Annotated in this window: 17 protein-coding genes; 5 read left to right on the plus strand and 12 right to left on the minus strand. The window is 68.4% G+C overall.

Annotation, left to right across the window (positions count from 1 at the left end):
• Positions 1-97: 97 nt before the first annotated feature.
• A complete protein-coding gene (locus H1R19_RS16005) occupies positions 98-619 on the plus strand; it encodes a metallopeptidase family protein (protein WP_188327524.1) in 522 nt (173 codons plus the stop codon).
• 180 nt (positions 620-799) lie between these two features.
• Here H1R19_RS16005 and H1R19_RS16010 read toward each other — a convergent pair whose 3' ends face one another.
• Positions 800-1,057, minus strand: a complete 258-nt coding sequence (locus tag H1R19_RS16010; protein WP_188328018.1) for a WhiB family transcriptional regulator — start codon at positions 1,055-1,057, stop codon at positions 800-802.
• A gap of 694 nt (positions 1,058-1,751) precedes the next feature.
• Between H1R19_RS16010 and cofD the strand changes: the two genes are divergently transcribed.
• Genes cofD through H1R19_RS16025 form a run of 3 tightly spaced genes read left to right on the plus strand, consistent with a single transcriptional unit; the run spans position 1,752 to position 4,707 of the window.
• Positions 1,752-2,789 (plus strand): 2-phospho-L-lactate transferase, encoded by a 1,038-nt coding sequence (gene cofD / locus H1R19_RS16015; protein ID WP_188327523.1) that lies wholly within the window; start codon positions 1,752-1,754, stop codon positions 2,787-2,789.
• Positions 2,786-4,135, plus strand: a complete 1,350-nt coding sequence (locus tag H1R19_RS16020; RefSeq protein ID WP_219849541.1) for a coenzyme F420-0:L-glutamate ligase — start codon at positions 2,786-2,788, stop codon at positions 4,133-4,135. Before cofD ends, H1R19_RS16020 begins: the two co-directional genes overlap by 4 nt.
• On the plus strand, positions 4,132-4,707 hold the full coding sequence (locus tag H1R19_RS16025; protein ID WP_219849542.1) for an NUDIX hydrolase: 576 nt from the start codon (positions 4,132-4,134) through the stop codon (positions 4,705-4,707). Before H1R19_RS16020 ends, H1R19_RS16025 begins: the two co-directional genes overlap by 4 nt.
• Here the strand turns inward: H1R19_RS16025 and glgC are convergent.
• Positions 4,704-5,918: a glucose-1-phosphate adenylyltransferase gene (gene glgC, locus H1R19_RS16030; RefSeq protein ID WP_188327520.1), complete on the minus strand. Its 1,215-nt coding sequence runs from the start codon at positions 5,916-5,918 to the stop codon at positions 4,704-4,706. The two genes, H1R19_RS16025 and glgC, sit on opposite strands and share 4 nt — an antisense overlap.
• Positions 5,919-6,062: 144 nt before the next feature.
• Here glgC and glgA point away from each other — a divergent pair, with 144 nt between their 5' ends.
• Positions 6,063-7,229: a glycogen synthase gene (glgA, locus tag H1R19_RS16035; protein WP_219849543.1), complete on the plus strand. Its 1,167-nt coding sequence runs from the start codon at positions 6,063-6,065 to the stop codon at positions 7,227-7,229.
• Here glgA and H1R19_RS16040 read toward each other — a convergent pair.
• The 10 genes from H1R19_RS16040 to H1R19_RS16085 all read right to left on the minus strand — a co-directional run bounded on the left by H1R19_RS16040 (position 7,208) and on the right by H1R19_RS16085 (position 15,910).
• Complete coding sequence (locus H1R19_RS16040) at positions 7,208-8,071, minus strand: putative RNA methyltransferase (protein WP_342354897.1); 864 nt, start codon at positions 8,069-8,071, stop codon at positions 7,208-7,210. The genes glgA and H1R19_RS16040 overlap by 22 nt on opposite strands.
• 101 nt (positions 8,072-8,172) lie before the next feature.
• A complete protein-coding gene (locus H1R19_RS16045) occupies positions 8,173-8,340 on the minus strand; it encodes a DUF3117 domain-containing protein (protein WP_004019232.1) in 168 nt (55 codons plus the stop codon).
• Positions 8,341-8,440: 100 nt separating this feature from the next.
• On the minus strand, positions 8,441-8,881 hold the full coding sequence (locus H1R19_RS16050; protein ID WP_219849544.1) for a DivIVA domain-containing protein: 441 nt from the start codon (positions 8,879-8,881) through the stop codon (positions 8,441-8,443).
• 114 nt (positions 8,882-8,995) lie between these two features.
• Positions 8,996-10,027, minus strand: a complete 1,032-nt coding sequence (locus tag H1R19_RS16055; protein WP_188327518.1) for a glucosyl-3-phosphoglycerate synthase — start codon at positions 10,025-10,027, stop codon at positions 8,996-8,998.
• Positions 10,024-10,848: a dihydropteroate synthase gene (folP, locus tag H1R19_RS16060; RefSeq protein ID WP_188328016.1), complete on the minus strand. Its 825-nt coding sequence runs from the start codon at positions 10,846-10,848 to the stop codon at positions 10,024-10,026. The genes H1R19_RS16055 and folP overlap by 4 nt, the downstream gene beginning before the upstream one ends.
• A 71-nt stretch (positions 10,849-10,919) precedes the next feature.
• Complete coding sequence (locus tag H1R19_RS16065; protein ID WP_188327517.1) at positions 10,920-12,737, minus strand: long-chain-acyl-CoA synthetase; 1,818 nt, start codon at positions 12,735-12,737, stop codon at positions 10,920-10,922.
• Between the two features lie 56 nt (positions 12,738-12,793).
• Positions 12,794-13,351 (minus strand): LOG family protein, encoded by a 558-nt coding sequence (locus H1R19_RS16070; RefSeq protein WP_219849545.1) that lies wholly within the window; start codon positions 13,349-13,351, stop codon positions 12,794-12,796.
• Entirely contained in the window at positions 13,348-14,205 is an 858-nt protein-coding gene (locus H1R19_RS16075) for an LOG family protein (RefSeq protein WP_223204562.1), read from the minus strand. Before H1R19_RS16075 ends, H1R19_RS16070 begins: the two co-directional genes overlap by 4 nt.
• 43 nt (positions 14,206-14,248) lie before the next feature.
• The gene (dapE, locus tag H1R19_RS16080) at positions 14,249-15,349 is read right to left on the minus strand and encodes a succinyl-diaminopimelate desuccinylase (RefSeq protein WP_188327515.1); all 1,101 of its coding nucleotides are present in this window, start codon (positions 15,347-15,349) and stop codon (positions 14,249-14,251) included.
• A gap of 33 nt (positions 15,350-15,382) precedes the next feature.
• Entirely contained in the window at positions 15,383-15,910 is a 528-nt protein-coding gene (locus H1R19_RS16085) for a DM13 domain-containing protein (RefSeq protein ID WP_219851716.1), read from the minus strand.
• Positions 15,911-16,070: the final 160 nt, after the last annotated feature.

Raw genomic sequence — 16,070 nt, forward strand, 5'->3', positions numbered from 1 at the left:
GATTAGCCCTCGCCGCCTACAACCACTGCGGCGACACGCTCAGAACGAGGCGCCACCGGGCGAGACACCGGCCACCCCGACCTCCTAGACTCGCGCCATGCGCATCGACCCGAAGCCGGCTCCTCGTGGCTCCTCCGGAACCCCGGGGCCCCGACGCGGCCGTCGGCGTCCGGGGCGTCATCGCGACCGGCGCGGTCGCGGGCTGCGGTCGCCGCTCCTGCCCCAGGGAGTACCCGCCTACAACAGCCGGTCCGACGAGTTCGACGCCGTCGCGCTCGAGGCCTTCGCCGAGATCGACGCGCAGTGGCACGATCAGATCGCGGGCCTGGACATCGCCGTCGACGAGATCCCACGACTGCTCCCCCGCGATCCCGAGACCGTCGAGTGGCCCGATGAGGTGACCGCCGACGGTGCGGTGCCGCTGGCCCGCCTCATCCCGGCGGGCATGGATGTGAACGGCGTGCCGACGCGGGCGCAGATCATCCTGTTCCGCCGGCCGCTGGAGTCGCGCGCCAAGAAGGGCAGCGAACTCCTGGATCTGATCCACGAGGTTCTGGTGCAGCAGGTTGCCACGCATCTGGGAGTCGACGAAGACACCATCGACCGCGGACCAGAGTGATCCGCGGTCGATAACCGATGTCTGTCGTGTCGCCCGCAGGAGTGGACGACGCCGGGCCCAGAACCTCGCCGGGCCCAGAACCTCGCCGGGCCCAGAACCTCGCCGGGCCCAGAACCTCGCCAGGCTCAGAACATCAGTGCAGTGGCGATGGTGTTGTGATCGTGAGTCGTCGTCGGACGCTCAGATGATGCCGCGCTTGAGCCGACGGCGCTCGCGCTCGGACAGTCCGCCCCAGATACCGAAGCGTTCGTCGTTCTGGAGGGCGTACTCGAGGCATTCGGGCTTGACCTCGCAGCCCTGGCAGATCCTCTTGGCCTCCCGGGTCGATCCGCCCTTCTCGGGGAAGAACGCCTCGGGATCGGTCTGCGCACAGAGGGCGCGGTCCTGCCACTGTTCCTCGACTGCGTCGAACAGGGCGTCGAAGTCGTTGGGCACCAACGAGAGATGCCGCGCAGCGCTCGGCTCGTGGCTGTCCATGGTCGGGTCGCCGAGGATGCCTGCGTCGGGATCGACCCCGATGACGGCCGCCTGAGCGGTGCCACCGATCATCGAATCATCAACGGGGCCAAGGGTGTTGAACTCGGCAACGAATTGTGGGCGGTTATGTGCTTCAAGCGGATTGCCGATCGGGTTGTCCAAAGCCATCGTCGGCGCCTCCTAGCTCGGGATGTTTGGTAGTTTGCTGTCCTTTGCGAACACGGCCGGTGCCGCACCCACCACTGCTGCCACACCACTTGTACTACGACTGCGGCAACTGCCCACATCGTCATACACACAGCGCCCGAGCGACGGCACTTCAAGTGTCGGCACCGACCCTCTTCCGAGTTCGAACATGTGATCGAATCCGTTGGTGTCCAGCGGTTCTCGACCTCCGAGGTTCTCTATCGCAAACCCGGAATGACACTGATGTGATTACACACGCCCAAGGCGGTCCCGGTCAAGTTGAAGACAAAGATTCTCTTAATACCACTGCGATCGGACATCTCTGTGGCTCGACACGACCTGGAGCGAACTCCGCTACCAAAGTCACATCGGTGTGCCGCGTCCGCCGTGACGGCCGGGCGGCGTTCGACAGCCACGTACGGCACCGCCGCACCGCCCATTAGAGTGACGGTGTGAAGGAGTACCAGCTGTGAAGGTGACCGTACTCGTCGGCGGCGTGGGAGGGGCACGTTTCCTCCTCGGGCTGCGCGAGCTGCTCGGTCCGACGGCGTTCCCACTCCCCCAGGACGATGCATCACCCGGCACTCCGGGCGATCACGAGATCACCGCGATCGTGAACGTCGGCGATGACGCGTGGATGCACGGGGTGCGGATCTGTCCCGACCTCGACACGTGCATGTACACCCTCGGCGGTGGCATCGATCCCGACCGGGGATGGGGCAGGCGCGACGAAACCTGGCACGCCAAAGAGGAACTCGCCGCCTACGGTGCCGATCCAGACTGGTTCGGCCTCGGCGACCGCGATCTCGCGACCCATCTGATCCGCACCCAGATGCTCGATGCCGGCTACCGCCTGTCCGACGTCACCGCGGCACTGTGCCGCCGGTGGAACCCCGGTGTGCGCCTGTTGCCGGTGACCGACGACCGGCACGAGACCCACGTGGTCATCGCCAAACCGGACGGCGAGGAGGGCGAGCGGGTCGCGATCCACTTCCAGGAGTGGTGGGTGCGGCACCGCGCACAGATCCCGACGTTCGGCTTCGCACAGGTCGGCTCCGACGACACCGCACCCGCCCCCGGCGTGCTCGACGCGATCTCCGACGCCGACGTCATCCTGCTCGCGCCGTCGAACCCGGTGGTGAGTATCGGTGCCATCGTCAGCGTTCCGGGCATGCGCAGTGCGCTGCGACAGACCAAGGCACCCGTCGTCGGCATCTCGCCGGTCATCGACAACCGGCCCCTGCGCGGTATGGCCGACGAGTGTCTCTCCGTGATCGGGGTGGAGTCCTCGGCAGCGGGCATCGCCGCGCATTACGGGGCACGCAGCGGCAACGGCATCCTCGACGGCTGGCTCATCGCCGAGGGCGACCACGCCGCGGTCGACGGTGTCGCCGTCGGCGCGGCCCCGCTGCTGATGACCGACCCCGCCGCCACCGCGCAGATGATCCGCGCGGCCTGCGCCCTGGTCGGTGTCGCACTCCCCGACACGAATGCGGGCACGGCGTGAGACCACGCACCGACCATCGCGCCGCGGGAAGCCTCGAGATCCGTCCGGTCACCGGCCTGCCCGAGTTCACCACCGGTTCCGATGTCGCCGCCGAGATCCTCTCCGCCGCACCCTGGTTGGCCTCCGGTGACGTCCTGGTGGTGACCAGCAAGATCATCTCCAAGGCCGAGGGGCGCATGGTCGGGGCACCGACCGATCCCGACGAGCGCGACGCTCTGCGCCGCCGACTCGTCGAGGCGGAGTCGGTCCGCGTGCTCGCCCGCAAGAACCGCACCCTCATCACCGAGAACCGGCTGGGCCTCGTCCAGGCCGCAGCCGGTATCGACGGCTCGAACGTGCGTTCCGATCAGCTCGCCCTGCTCCCCGAGAATCCCGACCGCAGCGCCGCCGAACTCCGGCGCGGCATCGCCGAGGCGGCCGGCCTCGACGTGGCGGTGATCATCACCGACACGATGGGCCGCGCCTGGCGCAACGGCCAGACCGATGTGGCCATCGGCGCCGCGGGGATCGGGGTCACCCACCCCTACGACGGCGGTACCGACGACTACGGAAATCCGTTGGTGGTCACCGACATCGCGATCGCCGACGAGCTGGCCGCCGCGGGCGACCTGGTGAAGGGAAAGCTCGCTGCCGTCCCCGTCGCCGTGGTGCGCGGACTCACCCCGGTCGACAACGGCACCACCGCGGCCGATCTGATCCGTCCGGCCGAGGAGGACCTGTTCCGGCTCGGCACCGAGGAGGCGATCGCGCAGGGCCGTCGAGAGGCCATCCGGACGCGCCGCTCGGTGCGTTCCTTCGCCGACCGACCCGTCGACCCCGATGACCTGCGCGCCGCGCTCGGCGACGCACTGACCGCTCCCGCGCCGCATCACACCCACCCGGTTCGCTTCGCGTGGGTACGTTCGGCCGACCGGCGTCGTGAGTTGCTCGACGCGATGACCGAGCAGTGGCAGGCCGACCTCGAATCCGACTCCAAGACAGCCGAATCCATCGTCAAGCGACTCCGCCGCGGCCGGATACTCTACGACGCCCCGGAACTGGTCATCCCGTTCCTCGTGCCCGACGGCGTCCACGAGTACCCCGACGAGCGCCGCAACGCCGCCGAGCACACGATGTTCACCGTGGCGGCCGGCGGCGCCGTCGCCGGTCTGCTCGTCGCCCTGTCCGTGCGCGAGATCGGCAGCTGCTGGGTGGGTTCCACCATCTTCGCGGCACCGACGGTTCGTCGGGTCCTCGAACTGGACGAGACGTGGGAACCGTTGGGAGCCGTCGCCGTCGGATACCCCCTCGAACCCGCTCCGCTGCGCGAGGCGGCTCCGATCCGGGACTGGGTGATCGAACTGTGACCGCGGAATCGCTGCACGCCTCGGCCGTCGACGCCCTCACCGCCTGGGCCGCACCCGATTCCGCACAGAGCAGCCTTCGGCACGCCTACCTCGCATTCCTCGCCGCAAGGCCGGACGCCTGCCTACGTGCCTGCGCCGCAGGGCATCTCACCGGGTCGGCGATCGTGTTCGACGCCACGCGAGAGCACGTGCTGCTCACGCTTCATCCGCGCGTCGGCAAGTGGATTCAGCTGGGCGGACACTGCGAGCCCGCCGACGAGACACTGGCCGACGCGGCGCTGCGCGAGGCGCGCGAGGAATCCGGGATACCGGGACTCGAACTCGACGGCAGCGCGGGCAGCGGCGGGCTCGTTCACCTGCACACCCACCCGATCACCTGTTCCCTGGGCGTGCCCACCCGGCACCTCGACGTGCGCTACCGGGTCGTGTCCGCGCCGACACCCGACGGGGAGCTGCCCGGCTTCGAACGCAGCGAGGAGTCGGTGGACCTGCAGTGGTGGCCCATCACCGATCTGCCGCCGAACACCGACGCCGACATCCCGGAGCTGATCGCCACCGCACTGGGGCGCTAGACCCGAATCCCCTTGCCCACGGTCACCACACCGCCGGCACTGACCGAGAACCGTTCGCGGTCGGCGGCCACGTCGACGCCGAGTTGTTCACCGTCGCCGACGACGACGTTCTTGTCCAGGATCGCCTTGCGTACCAGCGCGCCCTTCCCGACGCGGACACCGGGCATGAGCACACTGCCCTCCACAATGGCGCCGTCCTCGACGATGACATTCGACGACAACACCGAATTGCGCACCGTCCCACCCGAGATGATGCAGCCGGAACCGACCACCGAATCGTCTGCCACGCCGCCCTGGACGAACTTGGCCGGCGGCAGGTTGTGCGTCTCACCGCGGATGGGCCAGCGCCTGTTGTACAGGTTGAAGATCGGGTGCACCGACACCAGGTCCATGTGCGCCTCGTAGAACGCGTCCAGGGTGCCGACGTCGCGCCAGTAGCCCGTGTCGCGTTCGGTCGCCCCGGGCACCTCGTTGTCCTTGAAGTCGTAGACGAACGCCGTGTCCCGCGCCACGAACGCCGGGATGATGTCACCGCCCATGTCGTGGTCGGAGTCCGAGTCCGCGGCGTCGGCGCGCAGTGCGTCCACCAGGGCCTCGGTGGTGAACACATAGTTGCCCATCGAGGCGAACGTCGACTCCGGATCGTCGGGGGTTCCGGGCGGATCGGCGGGCTTCTCGAGGAAGCGGGTGATCTTGCCGCTCTCGTCGGCGTCTATGCACCCGAAGGCGACCGCCTCGGCCCGCGGGACACGGATACCGGCGACGGTCACGTCGGCGCCGGAGTCGATGTGCGCGGCGACCATCTGCGACGGGTCCATCCGGTACACGTGATCGGCACCGAAGACCACGATGTACTCGGGCTGCTCGTCGCTGATCAGGTTCATCGACTGGAAGATCGCGTCGGCGCTGCCGGTGTACCACCGGGGACCGAGCCGCTGCTGCGCCGGCACCGGGGTGATGTACTCGCCGTGGAAGCCCGATGTCCACCAGGTCTGCGAGATGTGGCGGTCCAGAGAGTGCGACTTGTATTGCGTCAGCACGCAAATTCGCTCATAACCCGCATTGACCAGGTTCGACAGCACGAAATCGATCAACCGGTAGGCGCCGCCGAACGGCACCGCTGGTTTGGCCCGGTCCATCGTCAACGGGTACAGACGTTTACCTTCGCCGCCCGCGAGGACGATGCCGAGGACGTGCGGCTGAGATCTCACTCCTTCAACTTAACCGCGATCGCGATCGCGGGCCAGACGACGGGCGGGGAAGATCGCATCGGCGTGCGATGCGGGCGCGTCGAACACAGCTGTGTCCGACACCCCCGATGGAAAAGTCTGCGCGATGGCACTAGCGTCGACGCCATGAAGGTGGCGATGATGACACGGGAATATCCACCTGAGGTGTACGGCGGCGCGGGTGTGCACGTCACCGAATTGGTCCGTCACCTACGCGATCTCGCCACAGTGGACGTGCACTGCATGGGCGCCGCACGCGACACCGCGGCCGCCTACGCGCCGGATCCCGGTCTCGCCGGAGCCAACGCCGCAATCACCACACTGTCGGCCGACCTGAGGATGACGGTGGGCGCCGAAGGTGCCGACGTGGTGCACTCCCACACCTGGTACACCGGGCTCGCCGGCCACCTCGCCGGTCAGTTGTACGGTGTCCCGCACATCCTCACCGCGCACTCCCTGGAACCGTCACGACCGTGGAAGGCCGAACAGCTCGGCGGCGGCTATCGGGTCTCGAGCTGGGTGGAGCGCAATGCCGTCGAGTACGCCGACGCGGTGATCGCGGTGAGTTCGGGCATGCGCACCGAGGTGTGCGACATCTACCCCCGCCTGGATCCCGAACGTGTCCATGTGGTGCGCAACGGCATCGACACCACCCAGTGGTACCCCGTCGACGACCCGTTCGGTCCCGAGTCGACGCTGACCGCCCTCGGCATCGATCCGAGCCGTCCGATCGTCGCCTTCGTGGGACGTATCACCCGGCAGAAGGGGGTCGCCCATCTGGTCGCCGCGGCCCACCGATTCGATCCGGAGATCCAGCTCGTGCTGTGTGCCGGCGCCCCGGACACCCCCGAGATCGGCGCCGAGATCGAGCGTGCGGTCGGGGCGCTGTCTGCTGCGCGTCCCGGCGTGCACTGGGTGCGGGAGATGCTCCCCCTCCCCCGCATCCGCGAGATACTCACCGCGGCATCGGTCTTCGTCTGCCCGTCGGTGTACGAGCCGCTGGGCATCGTCAACCTCGAGGCGATGGCCTGCGGCACCGCGGTGGTGGCGTCGGAGGTCGGTGGTATCCCCGAGGTCGTCCGCGATCACGTCACCGGCCGGCTGGTCCGGTACGACCCGGTCGACCCGCAGACCTTCGAACTCGATCTGGCCGAGACGGTGAACACCGTCGTCGCGGACACGGCCGCGTCGACGGCGATGGGTGTGGCCGGCCGCGAGCGCGCCGAAGCCGAGTTCTCGTGGGCGAGTATCGCCGAACAGACCCTGGCGGTCTACGAGTCCGTGCTGCGCTGAGCCGGGCGCGAAGGACGACATGTGGTGACGACGACCGACACCGTGACCGGCACCGGGCGTTCACCGGCGAACTTCTCTGCACGGGAGCGAATGTCGGCCTCCTCGGCGTGAAAGGCCGAGGGGCCCATGGCCACCAGGTCACCGATGGTCCGGGCGTCGACCTCGGTGGTGTAGCGCAGCGGTGAGGTGTCGATCACCTCGAAACCGTCGTCGAGCGCGGCGTGCAGCCGCGCGGACTTCCCGGCGTCCACACTCAGCATCTGCATCGGCTCGATGATCTCGGTGAGGTGATCTGCCGCCGGGCTGACGACGACCAGTCCGCCGTCGGGTGCGAGCACCCGCGCGAACTCGGTGGCGTTGCGCGGCGCGAACACCGAGAGGGCCACCGAGACAGCGCCATCGACGAGCGGTAGACCACGCCAGATGTCGGCGACGATCGCCGCCTCGGAGTGGGGGCCACGAGCGATCGCGCGAGCGCAGTACTTCGATAGGTCGATGCCGATCCCCTGGACCTCGGCATGCGACGATCCGGCGGCACCCGCCATCCGTGCGACCGCGGCGCGAAGATAGTGTCCGCCACCGGCGCCCGCGTCGAGCACCACCCGTCGTGGATGGTCGGCGCCGAAGCGGCTCGCACCACGGGCGACCGCGTCGACCACCGGGTCGAAGAACCCGGCGTCGTGCACACGAGCGCGCGCCGCCACCATCGCGGCAGTGTCCGCGCGCAAGCTGCCCGAACGACCGTCGAGTAGCGAGACATAGCCCTGCCGGGCGATGTCGAAAGAATGGGCGCTGCGGCAACGCAGCGAGTTGTCGTCCGCCACGAGCGATCCGGAACACACCGGACAACGCAAGAGCTCGACGACGGAGGCGAGGCCATGTGCCCGGCGCGGTGTCGGTGTGTCCGCCCGGGCCCCATGGGAACTGCCCTCGTCCGACCGGTTCAGCCGGTGACCCCGCGCAGTTCTTCACCCAATGCGGCTGCTTCGTCGGCGGTCAGCTCGACGACGAGGCGACCTCCACCCTCGATCGGAATCCGGACAACGATTCCACGCCCTTCTTTGGCCGCTTCGAGGGGGCCGTCCCCAGTACGTGGCTTCATTGCCGCCATTCTCAAGCTCCCTTCAAGGTCCCTGCTCCGAACATGATACGTTGCTGCGTCTCACACGATTGCCAGTGCGCGACACGAATGCCGTTCCGCCGGTGTGTGCTCATCTCTCCGGGGGTACCGACCGGCCGGTTTCCCACGGTGTCGGCGAGTCGATTCCGGCGTCGGGAACGCCGTTTTCCCGGCTCGTCGCCGCAGTCCCGGCGCCTGATACGCCGGGCTCGCCGGCCGGGGCCTCGGCAATGACAGCGGCCGTCTCGCGGCTACGAAGACGCGCGATGACCGCCCGGAGGTCGTCGACCTCACCGGCGAGACGTGCAAGCGCCCAATCGACTTCGCTCTGCTTGTAACCCCGGGGAGTCTGCGCGAATCGCAGTGCCCGGACATCGTCGCCGCAGATCCCCACGGTCGGTAGTCGCGTGAGCGTGGTGTCGCGCTCCACCGGCGGCAGGTCCTCGCCGCGTCCGAACACGAACCACACGACCGCGAACACGACCGCGACCACGAGCGCCATGATCAGCAGGTACAGCAGCAGCGTCTGCATGCGTTCCATCCTGACAGACCCGGCACACACACGGACCCGGCGACTCCATGCCCGGAGTGGAAGCCGGGCGTGTTGTCGCCGGGCCCGGTGTGCGGGTCACCAGCTCCTCGATGACTAGGAGGCCATCTCCTCGGCCTTGGTGGACATGGCTCGCAGCGTGTTCATCGGCGGACGGTCCTCGAGATAGACCTCGGTGGTGTGCGGGGTGAACGACCCGTCGGGCTCGGCGGTGAACTGGGTCAGCCCCACCCCGGAATCCTCGATGCCGCACCGGCGCATGAGCGTTCCGACGATCTGGCGACTCATCACACCGAGTTCGATCAGCGGTCGGTTGCGGTGGGTACGCACGCCCAGATTGACCTGTCCGATCCCGGCGAGGCCGTATCGGTCGTAGGTGTCGATGAGCAGACCGATCTCGACGCCGTAGCCCGGCGCGAAGGGCACCGACGAGAGCATCTCCCGCGTTCCGGCGTACTCACCGCCCAGCGGCTGCAGGACGGCGGTCAGATCGGGCTTCTGCGATGCCAGCAGCGGACGCGCCACCAGCTCGGTCACGCGACCGCCGCCGTTGGCGTCCTGCGTGCCACCGGTCCGCAACGGACGTCGGTAGTAGCCCTTGACCAGCTGGATCTCCGGGTTGACCAGGAGTGGGCCGAGCATCTTGGGCACGAACATCGGATCCGGGTCGATGAGGTCGGAGTCGACGAAGGCGATGATGTCGCCGGTGACCGCGGCGATCGAACGCCACAGCACCTCACCCTTGCCCTTGACCGGTTCGAGTTCGGGGACCGCCTCCTCGCGGCTGATCACCTGCGCACCCGCGGCCAGGGCGCGCTCGGCGGTGGCGTCGGTCGAACCCGAGTCCAGGACGATGAGTTCGTCGACCAATGACCCGTAGAGCGGCATGATCGTCGCGATGACGTCGGCGACGGTCTCTTCTTCGTTCAGGGCGGGCAGTACCACCGAGATGGTGCGTCCGTTCTTGGCGGCGACGAGCTCGTCGACGGTCCACTCCGGCTGCTCCCAGGTGTGGGTCGCCGTCCAACGCTGCCTGGTCCCCGGTACCTGCGCGGCGGTCGGCCACACCGCGGCCTTGTCGCGGCTGTTGACGGTGCTGGGCTTACGTCGCTTCTGCTGCTTTGTCATGCGAGTCCCCTGACTGTTCGGGCGGGCGGTCTCGTTCCCGCGATGGCAGCGACCATGTCGACCACGCGCCGGGTGGCTGCGACCTCGTGTACGCGAAAGATCCGGGCGCCTGCGGCGGCGGCCAGACTTGTCGCGGCGAGAGTCCCTTCCAACCGGTGCTCGAGGTCCGTACCCAGAGTCTCCCCCACGAAATCCTTGTTGCTCAGCGCCATCAGCACCGGCCAGCCCGTGTTAACAAGATCTTTTACATGGCGTAACAGAGCGAGCCCGTGGTGAGTATTCTTGCCAAAATCGTGCGTCGGATCGATAACGATGGAGTCTCGATGCACCCCTGCGGCCAGGGCACGTTGTGCCGCCGAGGTCACCTCCGCGATCACATCGGCCACCACATCGTCGACCGAATCGCCGTAGGACACGCGATGCGGGCGGGTCCGGACGACCGCGCCACCGGTGTGGGAGCAGACGATCCCGGCGCCATGCGCCGCGGCGACGGCCATGATGTCGGGGTCGAACCCCGCCCAGGTGTCGTTGATCAGGTCGGCGCCGGCCGCGCACGCCTGATCGGCCACCTCGCTTCGCCAGGTGTCGACGCTGATCAGCACGGTCGGATGCCGTTCGCGAATCCAGGAGATCAATCCGACGACACGCCCGGCCTCCGTCTCGGCGTCGACCTCCTGGCCGGGCCCGGCCTTCACCCCGCCGACGTCGATGATGTCGGCCCCCTCGGCGACCACCTGATCCACACGTTGCTGGGCGGCGACGTCGTCGAAGCTGGCTCCGCGGTCGTAGAACGAGTCCGGGGTGCGGTTGACGATCGCCATCACCAGCGCCCGGTCGGTCGCCACCGGGCGCCCGCACAGTGTGGACGAGGAAGTGGACTCGGGAGCGTCGTTCACCCCTTGGGGACCTTGGCCGCGGCGACGTCGTCGGGGTAGTCGTCGTAGTACTCGACGTATCCCTTGTCCCGGCCGAGCAGCACGTGCAGCCGTTCCGAGTCGGCGTCGGCGTAGCCCTCCTTGCGGAGCTCGACCTTGCGGTTCTTGAACGTCGAGGTCTGCTCGAAGTCGTCGACGACCCGCACGAACAGCGGCACCGCGTAGGCCGGGAGGGCGTCGAAGAGGTGCTCGGCGAACTTGATCGGGTCGAGGTCGGCGCCCTCGCGCAACTTGACCGCGACCATCCCGGCCCGGCCGTCGGTGCCCGGCACCTCGACGCCGTAGGCCACCGACTGCGCGACGGCCTCATAGGAGTCCACGGCCCCCTCGACCTGGGTGGTGGCGACGTTCTCACCCTTCCAGCGGAAGGTGTCACCGAGACGATCGACGAAGGCGATGTGCGCGAAACCCTGGTCGCGGACGAGGTCACCGGAGTTGAAGTACGCGTCGCCCTTCTTGAAGGCGTCCCGCACGATCTTCTTCTCCGTCTCCTCGGAGTCGGTGTAGCCGTCGACGGGCACGCGGTTGCTGATCTGCGCGAGCAGCAGGCCGGTCCCGCCCCGGCCCACCGTGGTCAGCCGGCCGTCGGCGCCGCGTTTGGGATTGCCCTCGTCGTCGTAGTCCACGATCTTGTACGGCAACGGGCAGAAGCCCGCCGTCTTGTCGACGGTGAACGCGTTGACGAACGCGAGGTTGAGTTCGCTGGCCCCGTAGAACTCGACGACCCGCTCGACGCCGAAGCGCTCCCGGAACTCGTCCCAGATGTCGGGGCGCATGCCGTTGCCCACCACGGTGTGCACCGAGTGCCGGCGATCGGTGGGTTTCTCCGGCTGCGCGAGCAGATAGCGGGAGAGTTCGCCGATGTAGCAGAAAGCGGTCGCGCGGTTGAGGATCACGTCGTCCCAGAACTTCGACGCCGAGAACGACCGTCCGATGGCGATACAGGCGCCCGAGGCGAGCACAGACGACAGCGACACCGACAAGGCGTTGTTGTGGTACAGCGGCAGCGGGACGTACATCGTGTCGCTGTGCCGCAGACGCACGGCGAGTCCGCCGATGCCCGACAGGCTGGCCAGCCAGCGGTTGTGGCTCATCACGCTGGCCTTGGGCATCCCGGTGGTGCCCGAGGTGAAGATGTAGAACGCCTTGGTCGAGGCGGGCAGTTGCGCGGTGATCTCCGGGTCGGATTCCGGGCGCCCCTCGGCGGCGGCCTCGAACTCGGCGAAGTCGTAGACATGGTCGGGCAGCGCATCTTTCGAGATGGATTCGAAGGCTTCCGCGCAGTCCGGGTCGTGCACGAAGACCTTGGCCTCGAGGAGTTCCACGCTGTGCTCGAGCACGTCGCCCCGCTGGTTGTAGTTCAGCATCCCGGCGATCGCGCCGAGTTTGACCGTGGCGAGCATCAGCAGCAGGTCGGTGGTGCAGTTCTTCGACAGCAGCGCGACGACGTCGCCTTTGCCGACCCCCGCCTCGGCGAGCACCGCGGCATAACGGTTGACTCGCCTGTTGGCCTCGCCGTAGGTGGTGGTGCGGCCCTCGAAGCGGACGAACGGCCGGTCCGGGTGTGCACTCGCGTGCTTCTGGAACACCGAGCCGATGGTGCGCTTGGCCTCCGGTGGCCGGCGGATGAGGCCCGGAGCGTGTTTGATCATCGCGGTGGCGTGCGGCGCCATCTTCACCACGCCGCGCAGTAGATCCCCCACGCCCACGGTTTTCGCAGTGTCCTTCGCAGCGTCCTTCTCCGGGACGTCCTCGTGCTGGGTGTCTGTGGACATCTGGCCTCCGCTCTCCGCTGGGGGTCGTGAGTGCCCCGCGCACTCACCGCGCTATCTTACCGGCCGGTAGTAAAGCCTCCCGGGTGTGTCGTCAACTCCAGCGCCTCGGCCACCGACGCCGTGACCAGCAGTCGGTCCAGGGAGCGTTGCGAGACGAACCCGGTTGTCGACAACTCTCGCAGCCAGCGCAGCAGCGGCGCGTAGAAATCGAAGGGATCGAGCAGGATCACCGGCTTGTCGTGCATGCCGAGATAGCCGCCGGTCCAGGTCTCGAACAGTTCCTCGAGGGTTCCGATCCCGCCGGGCAGGGTGATGAAGGCGTCGGCGCGTTCATCCATGAGGCGCTTGCGCTCGCGCATGGTCTCGGTGACCACCAGCTCATCGGAGCCCAGGTCGGCGACCTCGCGTTCCATCAGCGCACGCGGGATGATGCCGATGGTGTGGCCGCCGGCCGCGCGTGCCGCATTGACCAGCGCACCCATCATCGAGACGTTTCCGCCACCGGAGACGACGGAATGTCCGGCCTCGGCCAGCGCCGTGCCCACCTCGGCCGCGAGATCGAGGTAGAGCTGGTCGACAGGACCGGACGAGCAATAGACGCAGACGGCACTCACCGCGCCATCGTGCCATCGACGTCGGATCCGGTCTGGAGCGGCCCGGAATCAGATCCGGCCCCGGCGGCCTCGATGGCGGCCACCACGTCGCCGGGATCGTCGACGACGGTCAGCAGATCCAGGTCCTCGGGCGAGATCATCCCCCGGGCAGCCAGGACGTCCCGCATCCAGTCGAGCAGGCCACCCCAGAAGTCGCTGCCCACCAACACGATCGGGAAGCGCACCACCTTCTTGGTCTGCACCAGGGTGAGCGCCTCGAAGAGTTCGTCGAGGGTTCCCATCCCGCCCGGCAGACAGACGAAGGCCTGCGCGTACTTCACGAACATCGTCTTGCGGACGAAGAAGTAGCGGAAGTTCATCCCGAGGTCGACCCACGGGTTGAGACCCTGCTCGAACGGCAACTCGATGTTGAGGCCGATCGACTGCGCACCGGCCTGGTGGGCGCCCTGATTGACGGCCTGCATCGCGCCGGGACCGCCGCCGGTGATGACCGCATAGCCTGCCTCGCCGAGCGCGCGACCGACCCGCACGCCCAGCTGGTACTCCGCCGACTCCGGGGCCAGCCGGGCCGACCCGAAGACCGTCACCGCCTCGGCGACCTCACTCATGGCGTCGAAACCGGCGACGAACTCCGACTGGATGCGCAGCACACGCCACGAGTCACGCATGGTGCGGTCGGCGCGGCGCTGCGCATCGCGCGGATCCACCCATTCCAGGAGCCGGCGGTCGGTGGTCTCGCCCCGCTGGCCCTGACGGATTCGGATCGGACCGACATAACAGACATCGGCGTCGTTCTCGGCGCCCGCCGGGCCGGACGTGCCGGCGCCGGAAGTGCTGGGGTCCGGGTTGGTCATGCCGGCCACGCTAGCAGCGGCCCGGCCGGGCCCCCGGCGATCGTCAGGACAGGTACGCGCGCAGCAACTCGGTGACCGCGTGGATCTGTTCGGTCGGTACCCGCTCGTCGACGCGGTGCGCGAGGTTGGGGTCGCCGGGGCCCAGGTTCACCGCGGGGATGCCGAGCGCGGAGAACCGGGAGACGTCGGTCCAGCCGTACTTGGCGCGGAAACGGCCGCCGGCGGCGTCGACGAGTGCCGCCGCGGCCGGATGACCCAGCCCGGGCAGCGCCCCCGCCGCCGAATCGGTGACCTCGAGGGAGACGGTGCCGTCGCCGAGGTCCGCGGCGAACACCTCGCGGACATGGTCGAGGGCCTGCTCGACGGAACGGTCCGGGGCGAAGCGGAAGTTGACGTCGACGTGGGCCGCGTCGGGGATCACGTTGCCGGCCACCCCGCCGCCGAGCGCGACCGCGGAGAGCCCCTCGCGATATTCACAGCCGTCGATGTCGACGCGGCGGGGCTCGTAGGCGGCGAGCGTCGTCAGCACCCGGCCGAGTTTGTGGACGGCGTTGTCCCCCATCCACGACCGGGCCGAATGCGACCGTGTCCCCGACGTCGACAGCCGGACGCGCAGCGTCCCCTGACACCCCGCCTCGATGAGGCCGGCCGTGGGTTCGCCGAGGATGGCGACGTCACCGGCCAGCCACTCGGGCAGGTCGCGTTCGATGTCGTTGAGACCGTTGAACTCCGCCGCGATCTCCTCGCAGTCGTAGAAGATCAGGGTGAGGTCGTGGGCCGGTTCCTCGAGGGTGGCGGCGAGATGCAGGAAGACCGCATCTCCGGACTTCATGTCCACGGTCCCGCAGCCGTGCAGGACATCGCCCTCCTCCGGGTGCGTCTCGCGGCGATGCGGAAGGTTCCCGGCGACCGGCACGGTGTCGAGGTGCCCGGCGAGGATGACCCGCTGCGCCCGACCGCGGTCGGTGCGGGCGAGGACGCGGTTGCCGTGTCGGCGGATCTCGAAACCGGTCGTCTGCTCGCGCAGGGCGGACTCCACGGCGTCGGCGATCGCCGCCTCGTCGCGCGACTCACTCGAGATGTCGACGAGGGCCGCGGTCAGTTCGACGGGATCGGCGGCGAGATCGAGGGCTGGGATGCTCACGCTCCCACCGTAATGGGAGGGTTTCCACGGGGTTCAGCCGGCGGCGGGCGGCGCGGTGAGCTCGGCGGCGCCGAAGGAGACGCTGAACTTCACGCACCACAGAAAGACGGCCCGATACTCGCCGAGGTCGACGTCGGCGGGTATCTCGTAGACCTGGTTGCCCTTGTTGCCCTTGATCATGCCGAGGTCGACGTGTGGGGCGTCGGCGGCGGTGCGCCACCCGCTGAAGCCGTCGACCACCTCGGCCCGCGACAGCCAGACGTGGACGTCGGGGCCGGTGGTGGTGTCGAGATCCTCGATCGCCAGAATCCTGGTGCCATCCGGTTTCTCGATGACGGACACCGCACCGGAGGTGGAGTGCTCGTGACTGATCAGGTCCCCGGCGGCGAGCACAACCGGTCCGGCAGCCGGCGGCCGGCCGGGCTCCGACGTCGTCGGCGTCACCGCGACGGGGATGGCGTCGTCGATCTCGGTGTCGACGAAGATCAGCCACGGCTGGAAGATCACCGCTCCCACCGCTACGCCGACCACCACCACCACCACGCCCAGCCCGCCGAGCACCCACGGCCACCGACGTCGGCGTCGTGGCGGTGCGGGAGGCTGTGCAGGTCCGGTCACGACTCGACGATAGGAGCCGGGAACCGCGCCGACCAGGGCATTGAGCCGTTTGGATGACGGATGTGCGCCGCATGTGCGACGGGTGGTCGCCGGGCGGCGGACC

Source organism: Gordonia jinghuaiqii (assembly GCF_014041935.1).
Taxonomy (GTDB): Bacteria; Actinomycetota; Actinomycetes; order Mycobacteriales; family Mycobacteriaceae; genus Gordonia; species Gordonia jinghuaiqii.